This is a genomic window from Kitasatospora sp. NPDC048365, assembly GCF_043200835.1.
Taxonomy (GTDB): domain Bacteria; phylum Actinomycetota; class Actinomycetes; order Streptomycetales; family Streptomycetaceae; genus Kitasatospora; species Kitasatospora terrestris.
In genome coordinates this window covers 80,993-94,205 of the sequence record NZ_JBICYJ010000023.1, presented here as the reverse complement: position 1 = coordinate 94,205, position 13,213 = coordinate 80,993, and the positions used below count along the sequence as shown (strand labels likewise).

Annotated in this window: 10 protein-coding genes; 4 read left to right on the top strand and 6 right to left on the bottom strand. The window is 75.0% G+C overall.

Annotated elements, in window-relative coordinates; all coding sequences use genetic code 11:
* Positions 1-4 precede the first annotated feature (4 nt).
* The 3 genes from ACGFX4_RS23355 to ACGFX4_RS23345 form a co-directional block, all read right to left on the bottom strand.
* The gene (locus tag ACGFX4_RS23355; RefSeq protein WP_393077606.1) at positions 5-1,351 is read right to left on the bottom strand and encodes an ABC transporter substrate-binding protein; all 1,347 of its coding nucleotides are present in this window, start codon (positions 1,349-1,351) and stop codon (positions 5-7) included.
* A 103-nt stretch (positions 1,352-1,454) separates the two neighbouring features.
* Positions 1,455-2,648 carry an ROK family transcriptional regulator gene (locus tag ACGFX4_RS23350; RefSeq protein ID WP_393077604.1) on the bottom strand — a complete coding sequence of 398 codons (1,194 nt, stop codon included), beginning with the start codon at positions 2,646-2,648 and terminating at the stop codon, positions 1,455-1,457.
* 127 nt (positions 2,649-2,775) lie between these two features.
* Positions 2,776-3,852, bottom strand: a complete 1,077-nt coding sequence (locus tag ACGFX4_RS23345; protein ID WP_393077601.1) for a mechanosensitive ion channel family protein — start codon at positions 3,850-3,852, stop codon at positions 2,776-2,778.
* A 292-nt stretch (positions 3,853-4,144) separates the two neighbouring features.
* Between ACGFX4_RS23345 and ACGFX4_RS23340 the strand changes: the two genes are divergently transcribed.
* Together ACGFX4_RS23340 and ACGFX4_RS23335 are read left to right on the top strand one after the other, a co-directional pair.
* On the top strand, positions 4,145-4,765 hold the full coding sequence (locus tag ACGFX4_RS23340; protein WP_393077598.1) for an HNH endonuclease: 621 nt from the start codon (positions 4,145-4,147) through the stop codon (positions 4,763-4,765).
* A 106-nt stretch (positions 4,766-4,871) separates the two neighbouring features.
* A complete protein-coding gene (locus ACGFX4_RS23335) occupies positions 4,872-5,537 on the top strand; it encodes an HAD family hydrolase (RefSeq protein WP_393077595.1) in 666 nt (221 codons plus the stop codon).
* A gap of 19 nt (positions 5,538-5,556) precedes the next feature.
* Here ACGFX4_RS23335 and ACGFX4_RS23330 read toward each other — a convergent pair whose 3' ends face one another.
* Positions 5,557-9,354 carry a beta-N-acetylglucosaminidase domain-containing protein gene (locus ACGFX4_RS23330; protein WP_393077592.1) on the bottom strand — a complete coding sequence of 1,266 codons (3,798 nt, stop codon included), beginning with the start codon at positions 9,352-9,354 and terminating at the stop codon, positions 5,557-5,559.
* Positions 9,355-9,609: 255 nt separating this feature from the next.
* Between ACGFX4_RS23330 and malQ the strand changes: the two genes are divergently transcribed.
* Entirely contained in the window at positions 9,610-11,736 is a 2,127-nt protein-coding gene (gene malQ, locus ACGFX4_RS23325; protein ID WP_393077589.1) for a 4-alpha-glucanotransferase, read from the top strand.
* 21 nt (positions 11,737-11,757) lie between these two features.
* Positions 11,758-11,979, top strand: coding sequence for a hypothetical protein (locus ACGFX4_RS23320; RefSeq protein ID WP_393077586.1), 222 nt, complete (start codon positions 11,758-11,760; stop codon positions 11,977-11,979).
* Positions 11,980-11,991: 12 nt separating this feature from the next.
* Here the strand turns inward: ACGFX4_RS23320 and ACGFX4_RS23315 are convergent, their stop codons facing one another.
* Positions 11,992-12,765 (bottom strand): FAD:protein FMN transferase, encoded by a 774-nt coding sequence (locus ACGFX4_RS23315; RefSeq protein WP_393077742.1) that lies wholly within the window; start codon positions 12,763-12,765, stop codon positions 11,992-11,994.
* A 20-nt stretch (positions 12,766-12,785) separates the two neighbouring features.
* Positions 12,786-13,211: an FMN-binding protein gene (locus ACGFX4_RS23310; protein ID WP_393077584.1), complete on the bottom strand. Its 426-nt coding sequence runs from the start codon at positions 13,209-13,211 to the stop codon at positions 12,786-12,788.
* Positions 13,212-13,213 lie beyond the last annotated feature (2 nt).

Below are 13,213 nucleotides of genomic sequence, written 5' to 3'. Positions count from 1 at the left end.
GCCGTCACTTCGCCTGGTCGATCGCGGCGTCGATCTCCTTGGCGGTGGCCGCCAGGCCCGCCTTCAGGTCGTTCTGCCGGCCGGCCTCGACCTCGTAGCTGAGGTTCTGCAGCGAGACCTGGTAGGCGCCGCCGTTGACCGAGGCCGGGGTGGTCGAGGAGTTCGGGTTCTTGGCGATGTCGACGAAGGTGCGGAAGGCGGCGTCGGCGTCCAGCTTCGGCGAGTTAAGCGCGGCCAGGGTGGACGGCACGTTGTGGATCGCGTTGGCGAAGGAGACCACCGCGTCGGTGTCGGTGGTCAGGAACTTCACCAGCTCCCAGGCGGCGGTCTGCTTCTTGCTGCCCTTGGCGATGCCGATGATGGTGCCGGTCTGGTAGCCGCGGCCGTAGCTGGCGGCCTGGTCGTCCGGCACCGGGAAGGGCGCGGTGGCCCACTCGAAGTCGGGCTTGTCCTCGGCGAGCGAGGCGGTGCGCCACTCGCCGTCCAGGGCCATCGCCACCTGCCCGGCGGTGAACGGGTTCTTGGCGCTGAACTCGTCGCCGAAGCCGGTGCGGAACTTCTCCAGCTTCTCGAATCCGCCGAGCTTCTCCACCAGCGCCTTCTGCCAGGTCAGCGCGGCGGTGACGGTCGGGTCGGTGGCCACGTTCGACTTGCCGTCGGCCCCGAAGTACGTGGAGCCGAACTGGCCCAGGTAGTGCGCGACGGAGGTCTCGTAGCCGTGGTAGTTCGGCATGAAGCCGAGCTGCTTGAACGAGTCGCCGTCGGTGAGGGTCAGCTTGACCGCGGCCGCCTCGAACTCGCTGAAGGTCTTCGGCGGCGCGGTGATGCCGGCCGCCGCGAAGGCCGTCTTGTTGTAGTAGAGCCCGTACGCGTCGCCGAGCAGCGGCAGCGCGCACTGGTTGCCCTTGAACTGGCTGTACTTGAGCATCGCGGCGGGGAAGGTGGCGGCCGGGTCGATGCCGTCCTTCTTCAGCATCGGCGCCAGGTCGGTCCACACGTTGGAGGAGCAGAACTTGCCGACGTTGTCGGTGGTGAAGGAGGACACCACGTCGGGGGCGTCCGAGCCGCCGGCGCGCAGCGCCTGCTCGCTCTTGTCGTCGGCGATGTTGCCGACCACCTTGACGTGGATGTTCGGGTGCTTCTTCTCGAACGCGGCGATGTTGTCGTTGATCGCCTTGACCTCGTTGTCCTGGCTCCAGCCGTGCCAGAAGGTGATGCTGACGTCCTGGCCGGCCGCCGAACCGTCGTCGGCGGAGCCGGAGTTCGTGCCGGTGCAGGCGGTCGCGAGGACGGCCAGACAGGTGGTGGAGACGAGGGCGGCGGACGCGCGGCGAAGGCTGTTTCTGGCCATCTGGGGGCTCTCCTGGGAGTACGGGGGCAGGCGGCATGGCCCGTCGGCCCGTGTGCGGGGGATGGGAGCGTGGTGCGGTGGTGCCGGTGGTGCATCGGTCGGGTCAGTGGGTGGAGAAGAGCGCGTCCCGGGCGGTGGCGAGGGCGCGCTGCAGCGCACCGTGCAGGACGGGTGAACCGGGTACGGCGGAGCTGCGCACCTCCGGCCGGGGCAGCGAGATCCGGGCCAGCTCCTCGGCGACCATGGCGCGCAGGCGCTCGCCGCCGGCGGTCGGGGTGGAGCCGGAGAGGACGAGCAGTTCGGGGTCGACCACGGCGACGATCACCGCCAGGCCGACCGCCAGCCGTTCGGCCAGCGCGCGCAGGAAGCCCTCGCCGGCCGGGCTCGCGGCAGCCCGGGCGACGGCCTGCTCGGCACTGGCGGCGGCCAGCCCGTGCTCGGCGGCGAGCGCCAGCACGGCGGGCTCGCCGGCCAGGTCCTGGAAGCCGCCGGAGCCGTCCTTGCGCAGGTCGTCGACGACCGGTGCGCCCGGCACCGGCATGTAGCCGACCTCGCCGGCGCCGCCGGTGAAGCCGCGGTGCAGCCGGCCGCCGATCACGATCGCCGCGCCGATGCCCTCCTCGGCCCAGAGCAGGACGAAGTCCTCGCAGTCGGCGGCCGCGCCCAGGGCCTGCTCGGCCACCGCGGCGAGGTTGACGTCGTTCTCGATCGACACCGGGACGCCGAGCGCGGCCTCCAGGTCGGCGACCAGGTCGGGGGACTGCCAGCCCGGCAGGTGGGAGGCGTACCGGAGCTCGCCGGTGGTCGGGTCGAGCGCGCCGCCGATGCCGATCACCGTCTCGTGCAGGGCGTCCGCGGGCAGCCCGGCCAGCCGGACGGTGTGCGCGACGGCCTCGGCGATCCCGGCGGCGGTGCCGGTGACCGGCCAGCCGGCGGTGGCGACCCGGTGCTCGGCCAGGGTGGCGCCGGTGATGTCGGCGACCGCCACCCGGACGTGGGTGGAGGTGACGTCCAGGCCGGCGACGTACCCGGCCGCCGGGTTGACCTGGTAGAGCTGCGCGTTCGGCCCGGGGCCGCCGGCCGTGGTGCCGACCGGGACGACCAGGCCGGCCGCCTCCAGCCGCGCCAGCAGCTGCGAGGCGGTGGGCTTGGACAGGCCGGTCAGGCTGCCGATCCGGGTGCGGGAGAGCGGCCCGTTGGCGAGCAGCAGCTCCAGCGCGGCGCGGTCGTTGATGGCGCGCAGCAGGCTGGGGGTGCCGGCGAGCGGGGGACGGGTGGTGCGGCGGTTCTCGGTCACGGCCCAGATACTCCTCTCACCGGTCCGGTTCGGCCAACTGTTAGGAAAGTTTCCAATCCCGGGAGTGGTGGTGTCAAGAACGCGAAAGGCCCCGCTCGGTTCGAGCGGGGCCATCGTTATGGTGCGGTTATTCGGAGGCCTGCGCCGGTATCGGCTTGGCGGCCAGCGAACGGGCCGAAGTCGGGTCCGCCAGCACCGAGGGCGGCAGCACCTCCGCGACGGGCGCGACCGGAGCGGCCGCCGCCGCGGCGGCCTCCTCCTTGAGCTTCACCCCGGCCTGGTCGAACGCCGCCTTCAGGCGCATCCGCAGCGCCCGCGACACCTGCGGCGCCTTGCCCGGCGTGCAGCGCGCCTCGACCCGCAGCAGCACCGAGTCGGCCGCCACCGACTCCACGCCGAGCACCTTCACCCGGCCCCACACCAGCTCGTCGTACGGGGTCTCCTTGGACAGCTGGTCGGCGGTCTCCAGGATCAGCGCCTCGACCTGCGCCAGGTCCTCCTTGTAGCCGACCTGGACGTCCACCGTCGCGGTGCCCCAGCCCTGGCTCATGTTGGCGATCCGCTTCACCTCGCCGTTGCGGATGTACCAGATCTCGCCGCCGGTGCCGCGCAGCTTGGTGACCCGCAGGCCCACCTCCAGCACCGTGCCGGTGGCCACCCCGGTGTCGATCTCGTCGCCGACGCCGTACTGGTCCTCCATGATCATGAAGACCCCGGACAGGAAGTCGGTCACCAGGTTGCGCGCGCCGAAACCGATCGCCACACCCGCCACACCGGCGCTGGCCAGCAGCGGAGCCAGGTTCACCCCGAGCGCCGAGAGCACCATCAGCGCCGCCGTGCCCAGGATGGTGAAGCTGGAGACGCTGCGCAGCACCGAGCCGATCGCCTCGGAGCGCTGCTGGCGCCGCTCGGTGTTGACCACGCCGCTGTTGGCCAGCAGCCCGCCGATCATGCCGAGCTCGGCCTCGTCCTCGGCCGGCCGGGCCATCCGCGCGATCAGCTTGTCGATCAGCTTGCGCACCGCGGCGCGCAGCACCAGGGCCAGCACCACGATGAAGACGATCCGCAGACCGCTGGCCAACCAGCTCTGCCAGTTGTCGTCCAGCCAGCTCGCCGCCTGCCTGGTCGAGCTGGACACGTCGGCGGCACTGGTGGGCAGTTCGAAGGCGGGTGGGGTGCTGTCTGCGGTGGAGTCGGCGAGCATCGCCCCAGCCTAACGGCCCGGCGCCGGACGGCGGACACGCCGTCAGCGGCCCTCCGGCACCGCCGGAAGGGGCTCCCACCAGCGGCTCCGGGTGCAAGCCGTGCGTCCGTAGGGAATAACGCCTATGACGGAACGCACACCCGGGCAGCCGGGCCGCGCGGTCCGTTCACGAAGAAATGGTGGCGTCCTACGACGGCGTAAGGCGACACTGGGGGAGATCACGCCGCCAGGGCGTGGTCCACCCGCTCGTCCCGGCGCGAGCCACGCGTCGCAGGCGTCCTAGGAGGCCACCGTGCCGCATGTCCTGGTCCTCAACGCGTCCTACGAGCCACTCGGAGTGGTCTCGATGCGCCGCGCTCTCATCCTGGTCCTCAACCACAAGGCGATCAGCCTCGAGGACTCCGAGATCACTCTGCACAGCGCCACCAGCGCCGTCTCGGCGCCGTCCGTCGTCCGCCTGACCCGCTTCGTCCGGGTTCCCTACCGCGGGCCCGTCCCGCTCACCCGCCGCGCCCTGTTCGCCCGTGACCACGGGCGGTGCGTGTACTGCGGGGCCGCCGCCACCAGCGTCGACCACGTCATCCCGCGCAGCAGGGGCGGCCAGCACCGGTGGGACAACGTCGTCGCCGCCTGCCGCCGCTGCAACCACACCAAGGCCGACCGCCACCTCGCCGACCTCGGCTGGCGGATGAAGCACCCGCCCGCAGCCCCCGCGGGGCTGGCCTGGCGGGTGATCGGCACCGGGATCAAGGACCCGCGCTGGCGGCCCTACCTGGAGCCGTACGGCGGCCTGGAGCAGTTCCGGGACTTCGAGCACCGGGACCATACCGACCACGGCGGAGCCCTCCCGGCCCCGCTCACCCGTCCGCACCCCGCCCACCGCGGCGAGCGACCCGAACCGCTCTCCGCCTGACCCCCGGGCCTGCCCGAGACACCTCCATCCGGTACGCCTCATGGGCCGCCGGCGCCCCCGCCGCAGGGACGCCGGCGGCCCGCCGTCATCCCCGAACGGAGCGCCCGTGCCCCTGACCATTGCCGCCGTGTCCTTCGACGCCGACGACACCCTGTGGGACTTCGACTCCGGGTTCCGGCCCGCGATGGAGTACGCCGTACGGCGGCTGGACGAGGTGCTGGGCGTGGCCCACACGCTCGCGGGGCTGGAGGCGGTGCGCGAGGAGATGACGCTCGCCATGCCGGGCGCCGGGTACGCGGCGGCCCGCCGGGCCTCCTTCGTCGAGACCGTCCGCCGGGCGGGCGGCGCGCCGGGGCTGGGCGACGCGGTGTACGAGGAGTTCGTCGAGGTCCGGGCGGGTGCGACCCGGCTGTTCCCGGAGACCCGCGAGGTACTGGCCGCGCTGGGCGCGCGGCTGCCGCTCGCGCTGACCACCAACGGCACCGCCGACCTGGCCTGGTTCGGCCTGCAGGACGTCTTCGCCGTGGTCACCCGGGGGGCCGAGTGCGGCATCCACAAGCCGGACCCGGGGATCTACCGGGTGACCGCGCAGCGGCTGGCCGTCCCGGTCGGCGCGGTGCTGCACGTCGGCGACCACCCGGTGGAGGACGTCGACGCGGCCCGGGCGGCCGGGATGCAGGCCGTGCTGCTGGACCGCACCGGCGTCGCGGCCGGTGCGATCGACACCCTGACGGCCCTCCTCGACCTGGCCGGCGGGGCCGGCCGGTCGTGACGGGCCGGCGCCCGACGGGTCAGTGCGGGGTGACGGCGTACAGCTCGACGGCGGACAGCGCGTAGCCGTAGGCGGTCGCCCGGGTCACGCCCTGGATCCGCAGGTAGCGGGTGTTCGGCGCGTCGAAGCGGACCGTCTCGGCGCCGCCCCGGCCGTCGTCCACGGTGGCGACGGTCGTCCAGCTGAGGCCGTCGGTCGAGGTCTGGATCCGGTACGCCGAGGCGTACGCCTCCTGCCAGCGCAGCACCGCCGAGCCCAGCCGGGCCGCCGCGGGCAGTTCGAACTGCACCCAGGCGTCGTCCTTGGCGGGGGCGGTCCAGCGGGTCTTGGGGTCGCCGTCGACCAGCGCCGAGGCGGGGGTGGACGGGCCGGCGTCGCCGGAGGAGGTGACGGTGGCGCCGCGGGCCTGGTCGGCGCCGCCGGTCGGCGGCACCACGTGGACCTGGAGCACCTGCTGGACGGCGACCGTGCCGACCGTCAGGGTCAGCGGCACCCGGTAGGTGCCGGTGGGCGTGGTGGCGGCCGCGGTGATCTGCACGGGCGCGCCGAACCGCCCGCCGCGTTCCACGCTGACGGCGGCGGTCGGCGCCACCGTGAGCCCGGCGGCGACGGCCGGGACCTGGGCGGTCAGCGTGCCGGTGAGCAGGTCGGGGCGGCCGGAGTCGACGACGGCGCGGGTCTGCGCCGGGGTGGTGGCGCCGGCGACCACGTCGACGGTGGACTCGCTGAGGGTGAGCAGGGCGACCGGCGCGTCGGCGTACCAGGGGATGATCTGGTTGACCACCGGCGGCTCCCCGCCGGCGGCCCAGACCAGCCGGATCGCGTCGGCGGGCTGGCCGCCGCCGCGCAGCTCGTTCCAGCCGGGCCTGACCTCGCCGATCGGGTCCCAGTGGCCGTCCGCGCGGCGGACCTGCGCGGTGGCGGTGGCCCGGACGGTCGGGTCGGTCAGCACGGTGACCCGGTCCAGCGGGCGGGCGTTGCCGAGTTCGACGGTGAGCGGGGTGTCCCCGGCGCCCGGCGCGGTGGCGGCCCGGTACGCGGTGTCGGGGTCGCCGTCGAGCACCGCGGCGGCGGAGGAGCCGGGCGCGGCGGGCGGGCCGCTGACGGTGGCGGGGGTGTCCTGCGGCGCGGCGACGGTGAACTCGCGGATCGCCACCGCGGTCTTCTGGCCGCCGGTGGCGCGCAGCCGGACGGCCCGGGCGACGGTGCCCGCGGGGGCGTCGACGCTGACGGTCTTCTGCCCGTGCACCCGGGCGAGCTGCTGCCAGCCGCCGGTGCCGGTGGTGTACTCCAGCACCCCGTCGCGGAGGTAGTCGTCGGCGGCGGCGGCCGCGTCGGGGCCGTCGCCCCAGGAGCCCATCAGCACGGTGACCTGGCCGAGCGGGCGGGCCGCGCCGAGGTCGAGCCCTATCGCGTCGCCGGTCTGCGGCGCCGCGGAGGTCCAGTAGAAGGTCCCGGCGGCGCCGTCGGTCATCAGCGCGGGGCCGTGGCCGTGCGCGGCGGGCATCGTGGTGGTCGGGTTGATCCCGCCCTCGGTGATCCCGGACCAACTGTCGGCGGCCTGCAGCGCCCGCTCCAGGAAGCGGTCCAGCACGCCGGCGCCGACGGTGACCGGTGCCTGCTCCAACTGCTCGCGCTGGCGCCGGACGTCGACCCGGGCCTGCCAGGCGCCGGCGCCGTCGCCGCCGCGCTGGGCGAGCAGCATGTCGACGGCGGAGCGGCCGGCCAGGCCGTAGCCGGAGAGCCGGTCCAGCCACGGGCCGGTCTCGGCGGCGACCGCCGTGCCGGCCAGGGCCCGCGGCGCGTCGGCCATCGCGGAGAACGCCTCGCGCAGCGGCGCGGCGGCGTCCTTGAGCCGGGCCGGGTCGGGCGCGGCGCCGGAGGCGGGCTCCAGCGCGCCCCAGAACCGCTCCAGCAGCGGCGTCAGGTACGCCGACTCGGTGCGGTTGAGCGGGGAGGAGGAGCTGTTGCCGGCGAGCGCGGTGAGCGCGGCCAGCTCGGCCGGGTCGGCGCTGAGGGCGCGCAGCGCGGCCCGCCAGGATTCCTGCGGCTGGTAGCCCTCGGGCTGCCAGCCGAAGTCGGCGGCGGTGGCCAGCGGGATCCGCGACACCGACGGCTGGCTCATCGCCGAGGTCAGCAGCACCGCCGAGCGCTTGGCCACGTCCGGCTCCCGCCCGGCGTAGCCGCCGAGGTACAGCCGGTCCGGCGTCGAGTCGTTCACCGGGTAGTTGTCCCAGGTCACCAGCGAGCGGCCGAACAGGGCGGCGGTGTCGGCGATCTGACCGTTCGTCACCTGCTGGGGGATCACCCCGCCGCCGCTCCAGACCACCTGGACGCCCTGCGGCAGCGCGGCCGCCAGCGCCGAGCGGTAGGGCGAGGCGCCCTGCTTCTGGTACTCGGTGGGCACCACCGACAGCGGCGCCAGCTCCGGGTGCCCGGCCGTCAGCCGCTCCTGCACCTTCGCCACCAGCGCGGCCTGCGCCTTCGCGGCCGCCGCCGGCCCGGTGCCGTACGCCTTGCGGTCGGCGCCGCAGTGCCACTCGTCGTAGCTGACGTCCAGGAACTGCAGCTGGAACGCCCGGAACCCGGCCTGCCGCATCGACTCCAGCTTCGCCACCAGCGCGTCCACGTCCTTGCCGGAGGTGAAGCAGAACGACTGCCCCGGCTCGATCGAGTACGCCGCGGTGACGTGGTTGTCCCGGGCCCGCGCGGTCAGCCGGCGCAGCTCGTCCAACTGCGCGGCCGGGTAGGCGTCGCGCCACTTCTGCACCCGGTACGGGTCGCCGCCGGGGGCGTACAGGAACTGGTTCTGCTTGGTCCGGCCGAGGAAGTCGATCAGCTCCAGCCGCTGCTCGACGGTCCACGGGGTGCCGTAGAAGGTCTCCGCGGTGCCGCGCACCGGGGCGCCGCTCGGCCAGTCCCGCACCGCCACGCCGGGGAAGCCCTTGCCCGCCTCGGCGAGCTGGCCCTGGCCGGCCGGGACGGGGGCGAGCAGCTGCCGCAGGCTCTGCGCCGCGTAGAAGGTGCCCGCGTCGTCGGTGCCCGCCAGCACCACCGCGCCGTACGAGCCGCCGCCCGCGAGCGGGAGCTGCCCGGCGCTCAGCACGTACCCGCCGGGCGGCATGCCGTCCAGCGAGGGCGCCGCGTAGTCCTTGCCGCCAGCCGCGGTGGCCAGTTCGCGCAGCGCCCGGTCGGTGGGGCCGCCGGCGCCCTCGCGCGGGCCGCCCACGTACACCACCAGGGCGCCGGGGGTCGGTGCCGGAGCCTCCGGCACCGCGGTCACCTCGGCCGCGCCGGCGTCCGCCAGCAGCTCCCGGACCACCTCGACGGCCGGGCCGTCCGCGCCGTCGGCCAGCACCAGCTGCACGGTGTGCGGCACGGTCACCGGCCGGCCGGCCCGTTGCAGGTGCTGCGGGCGGGGGAAGACCTGCGGGTCGGCCAGCGTGCCGAGCGGCACCGCCGCGGCCGGGGCGGTGCTCACCGCGCGGCCGCCCTGGACGGGTGCCGCGTAGCCGGGGGTGCTGGCCAGCAGGCCGCCGACCACGGCGGCCGCCGAGAGCGTCGCCGCCAGCTGCAGGGTGGTGGACCGCCGCCCGGCGCGGCGCTCGGCGCGTACCGAGGCCAGCAGCGGGGTGGTGCCCTTGATGTCGGCGATGAAACGGTCCGCCGCGCGTGGCGCGAGCTGCCGGGCGGTCCGCGCGGCGGTGCGCCGCGCCGCGAGCGCCGCGGGGTGGCCGAGCACGTCGCGCAGGGCTGCGCTGTGCTCGATCTGCTGCCTGAGCCGCCGACCGGCAGCCACCGACACCCGAGCCTGCACGGAGCCTCCTCGCACCCAAAAGCCGAGCTCAGCGGCGCCCCTGCCGGCCCATGCCGACCCACTTCGCTCCACGGCCGACCCAGCCCATCAGGTGGCCCGTCCACTGTCAACGCCGGTGACAGCTATGCCCGGTATGTCGGTATCCGATCCCGGTCGAACGCGGCCGTGTCGGTCGGGGTCGGGCGGGTCGGTGGCGGGTAGGACTGTGCCTGTTCGCACATAGGTGTCTCACGGTGTCTTTGGACGGAGTGCGCAGTGGCCGCATACCTCGATCCCGACCAGGCCGGCAGCGAGCAGGTGCCGGCGGAGGACAATCCGCCCGCTCCACCGGAGTTGGTGGCGCTGGCCCACGCCCACGGCGTGGACAGCAGCTACGACCCCGGCAGCGGGCCGGTCCCCGTCGCACCCGCGGTGCTGGTCGCCGTGCTCGCCGCGCTCGGCGTGGACGCGAGCACCCCCGAGGCGGTCCGCGCCGGACTCGAGCGCCACCGGGCCGAGACCGCGGCCCGCCTGCTGCCGCCCACCGTGGTCGTCCGGGCCGGCCGGCGCACCGCCCTCGACGTCCCGGCCGACGCCCAGGTCACCGTGGAGCTGGAGCAGGGCGGCGAGTGGACGCTGCCCAGGAGCCACTCGCACTGGCTGCCCGCCGACCTGCCGCTCGGCCGGCACACCCTGACCGCCGCGGTGGGCGGCCGCACCTCGCGGGCCGCCCTGATCGTCGCCCCGCAGCGGCTGCCCGAACCCGAGGGCCGCAGCTGGGGCTTCCTCGCCCAGCTGTACTCGGTGCTCTCCGAGCGCTCGTGGGGCATGGGCGACCTCGGCGACCTCGCCGAGCTCGCCAGTTGGGCCGGCAACGAGCTCGGCGCCGGCTTCCTGCAGATCAACCCGCTGCACTCGGGCATGCCCGGCGCCCCCTCGGACCCGTCCCCGTACCGCCCGTCCTCCCGCCGCTTCGCCGACCCGGTGCACCTGCGGGTCGAGGCCGTCCCCGAGCACGCCTACGCCGACGTCAGCGAACTGACCCGCCGCGGCGCCCAGTTGCGGGACGAGGTGCTCAAGCACGACGGCCTGATCGACCGGGACGCGGTCTGGGCGCTCAAGCGCGAGGCCCTGGAGGAGCTGCACCGGGTGCCGCGCGGGGTCGGCCGGGAGGCCGCCTACCGTGCCTTCGTCGAGCGCGAGGGCGACTGGCTGGAGCAGTACGCCACCTGGTGCGCGCTCGCCGAGCGGCACGGCGCCGACTGGCACGCCTGGCCGAAGGGCCTGCGGCACCCCGCGGACCCCCATGTCGCCGCCGCCCGGGCCGAGTCGGCGGACCGCGTGGAGTTCCACCGCTGGCTGGCCTGGCTGGTCGACGAGCAGCTCGGCGGGGCCCAGCACGCCGCCGAGGACGCCGGCATGCCGGTCGGCCTGATCCACGACCTCGCGGTCGGCGTCCACCCCGCCGGTGCCGACGCCTGGGCCCTGCAGGACGTCCTGGCCCGCGGCATCAGCGTCGGCGCCCCGCCGGACGCCTTCAACGCGCACGGCCAGGACTGGGGCCTGCCGCCGTGGCGCCCCGACGCGCTGGCCGCCGCCGGCTACGCCCCGTACGCCGAGCTGCTGCGCTCGGCCGCCCGGCACGCCGGCGCGCTGCGGATCGACCACGTGATGGGCCTCTTCCGGCTCTGGTGGGTGCCGGACGGCAACCCGCCCACCCACGGCGCGTACGTCCGCTACGACGCGGAGGCGATGCTCGGCGTGCTCGCGCTGGAGGCCCACCGGGCGTCCGCGTACGTGATCGGCGAGGACCTCGGCACGGTCGAGAAGGGGGTCCGCGAGCAGCTCACCGAGCGGGGTGTGCTCGGCACCTCGGTGCTCTGGTTCGAGCGCGACTGGCAGGACGGCGGCGAGATCCTGCCGCCCGAGCGCTGGCGCTCCGGCTGCCTGGCCACCCTGACCACCCACGACCTGCCGTCCACCGCCGCCCGGCTCTCCGGCGAGCACGTCGAGCTCCGCCACCGGCTCGGCCTGCTCGCCCGCGCGCTCGGCGAGGAGCAGGCGGACGCCGCCACCGAACTCGCCGAGTGGCGCACCGAGCTGACCCGGCTCGGCCTGCTGGCCGCCGGCGAGCAGCTCACCCCCGAGGCGCTGTACGCCTTCCTGCGGGCCACCCCGGCGGAGCTGGTCGGGGTCTGGCTGCCCGACACCGTCGGCGACCCCCGCCCGCAGAACCTCCCCGGCACCTGGGACCAGTACCCGAACTGGCGCCTGCCGGTCGCCGACCGCGGCGGCACGCCGGTCACCCTGGACCAGCTCGCCGCGGCCCCCGGTACCCGCCGTCTGGTGGAGGTGCTCGCCCAACACGCCGGAAGGCGCACCCCGGCGAGCGAGGCACGATAAGCGGCCGGTACCTTGGGAAACGTGGACAAGAGGAACGCTTTGCGCGCTGGTGCGGTCTCCGCAGCGGCCACGCTGATGATGCTGATGTCGTCGCCCGCCATGGCGCTGGTCCGGGACGACGGCGACGACCCGGGTGCCAGCCTGAGCGTCGCCCAGACCCTGGGCCTGTTCGTGGTCCTGCCGATCGTCTCCTTCTTCGTGATCGCCGGCCTGGTCATGCTGCCGACGCTCAAGAAGAAGTAGCAACAGCTCTCGTCAAGGGCTCGGGGCGCTGCCCCGGGCCCTTGTCGTGCTTCTCAGCTGCCAGTCGGCCGCCGTCGCCGGGGCCAGGTGCCGGGCGAACCCGGGCGTCCACTCCTGGCGGCCGTCGGGGTGGACGGCGAGGGCCTCGATCCCGGGGCGCCGGGCGGCCCAGGCGACGGCCCGGGAGGGGCCCATCGCGAAGGCGGCGGTGGTCCAGGCGTCGGTGCGGGCGAGGGTGCCCCCGACCAGGGTGAGCGAGGCGAGGCCGGTCGCCGGCCCGCCGCCCACCGGGTCGTGGACGTGGGCGCCGCGCTCCGCCGTCCCCGAGGTCGCGACGGCCAGGTCGTACCCGGTGACCACGGCGGCCAGCGCCCCGGCCCGGAGCGGGTGGGCGATGCCGATCCGCCACGGCCCGCCGGCCGTCTGCACGTCGCCGCCGCCGCAGACGCTGTGCTGCGCCGAGCCGGCGGCCCGCAGTGCCCGGGACGCATCCTCCACGGCCCAGCCCTTCACCCAGCCGCTGGGGTCCAGCCGCCCGTCCGGGTGGGCGGTGAAGTACCCGTCGGTCTCCTCGGCGACCTCCCGGCAGCGGGCCAGCACCTCCGCGACCTCGGGCCCGCACTGGTGCTCCGTCAGCTCCCCGCGGCCGAGCCGGCTGATCTCGCTGTCGGGCCGGTAGGGCGAGAGGACGGCGTCGATCCGGTGCAGCCGTGCGACGATCCGCCGCAGCGCGGCGGCCGTGCCCGGCCCCGGGTCGCGGACGGTGAACGAGAACACCGTCCCCATCACCCGCTCGACGTGCCGGATCACTTGACGCCCGCCTTGTCGAGGGCGCTCTGCAGCGACCCGGTGTAGCCGTCGCTGGTGTACGTGGCGCCGGAGACCACGTCGATGTCGGCGCTCTGCGCGGCGATCGCCTCCTGGTTGAGCAGCGGGATCGCGTAGCTGTTGATCTCCTGGTCCTTGCGGTCGTGCGAGGGGTACTCGACCACGTCGATCCTGGTGATCTTCGTGCCGTCCAGGGTGACCTTCACCTGGACCGGCCCGTACCGGGTGTTGACGGCGTCCCCGGTGACGGAGCGTCCGGTGGAGGCGGGGGCGGCCGCCCCGCCGCTCTCCGGCTCGGTGCCGATCGCCTGGACGGGCGCGTTCCCGCCGTCGTGCGGCTTGAGCGAGAGCAGCAGGACGACGCCCGCCGCGGTGGCGGTGGTGGTGACGACGGCTCGGCGCATGC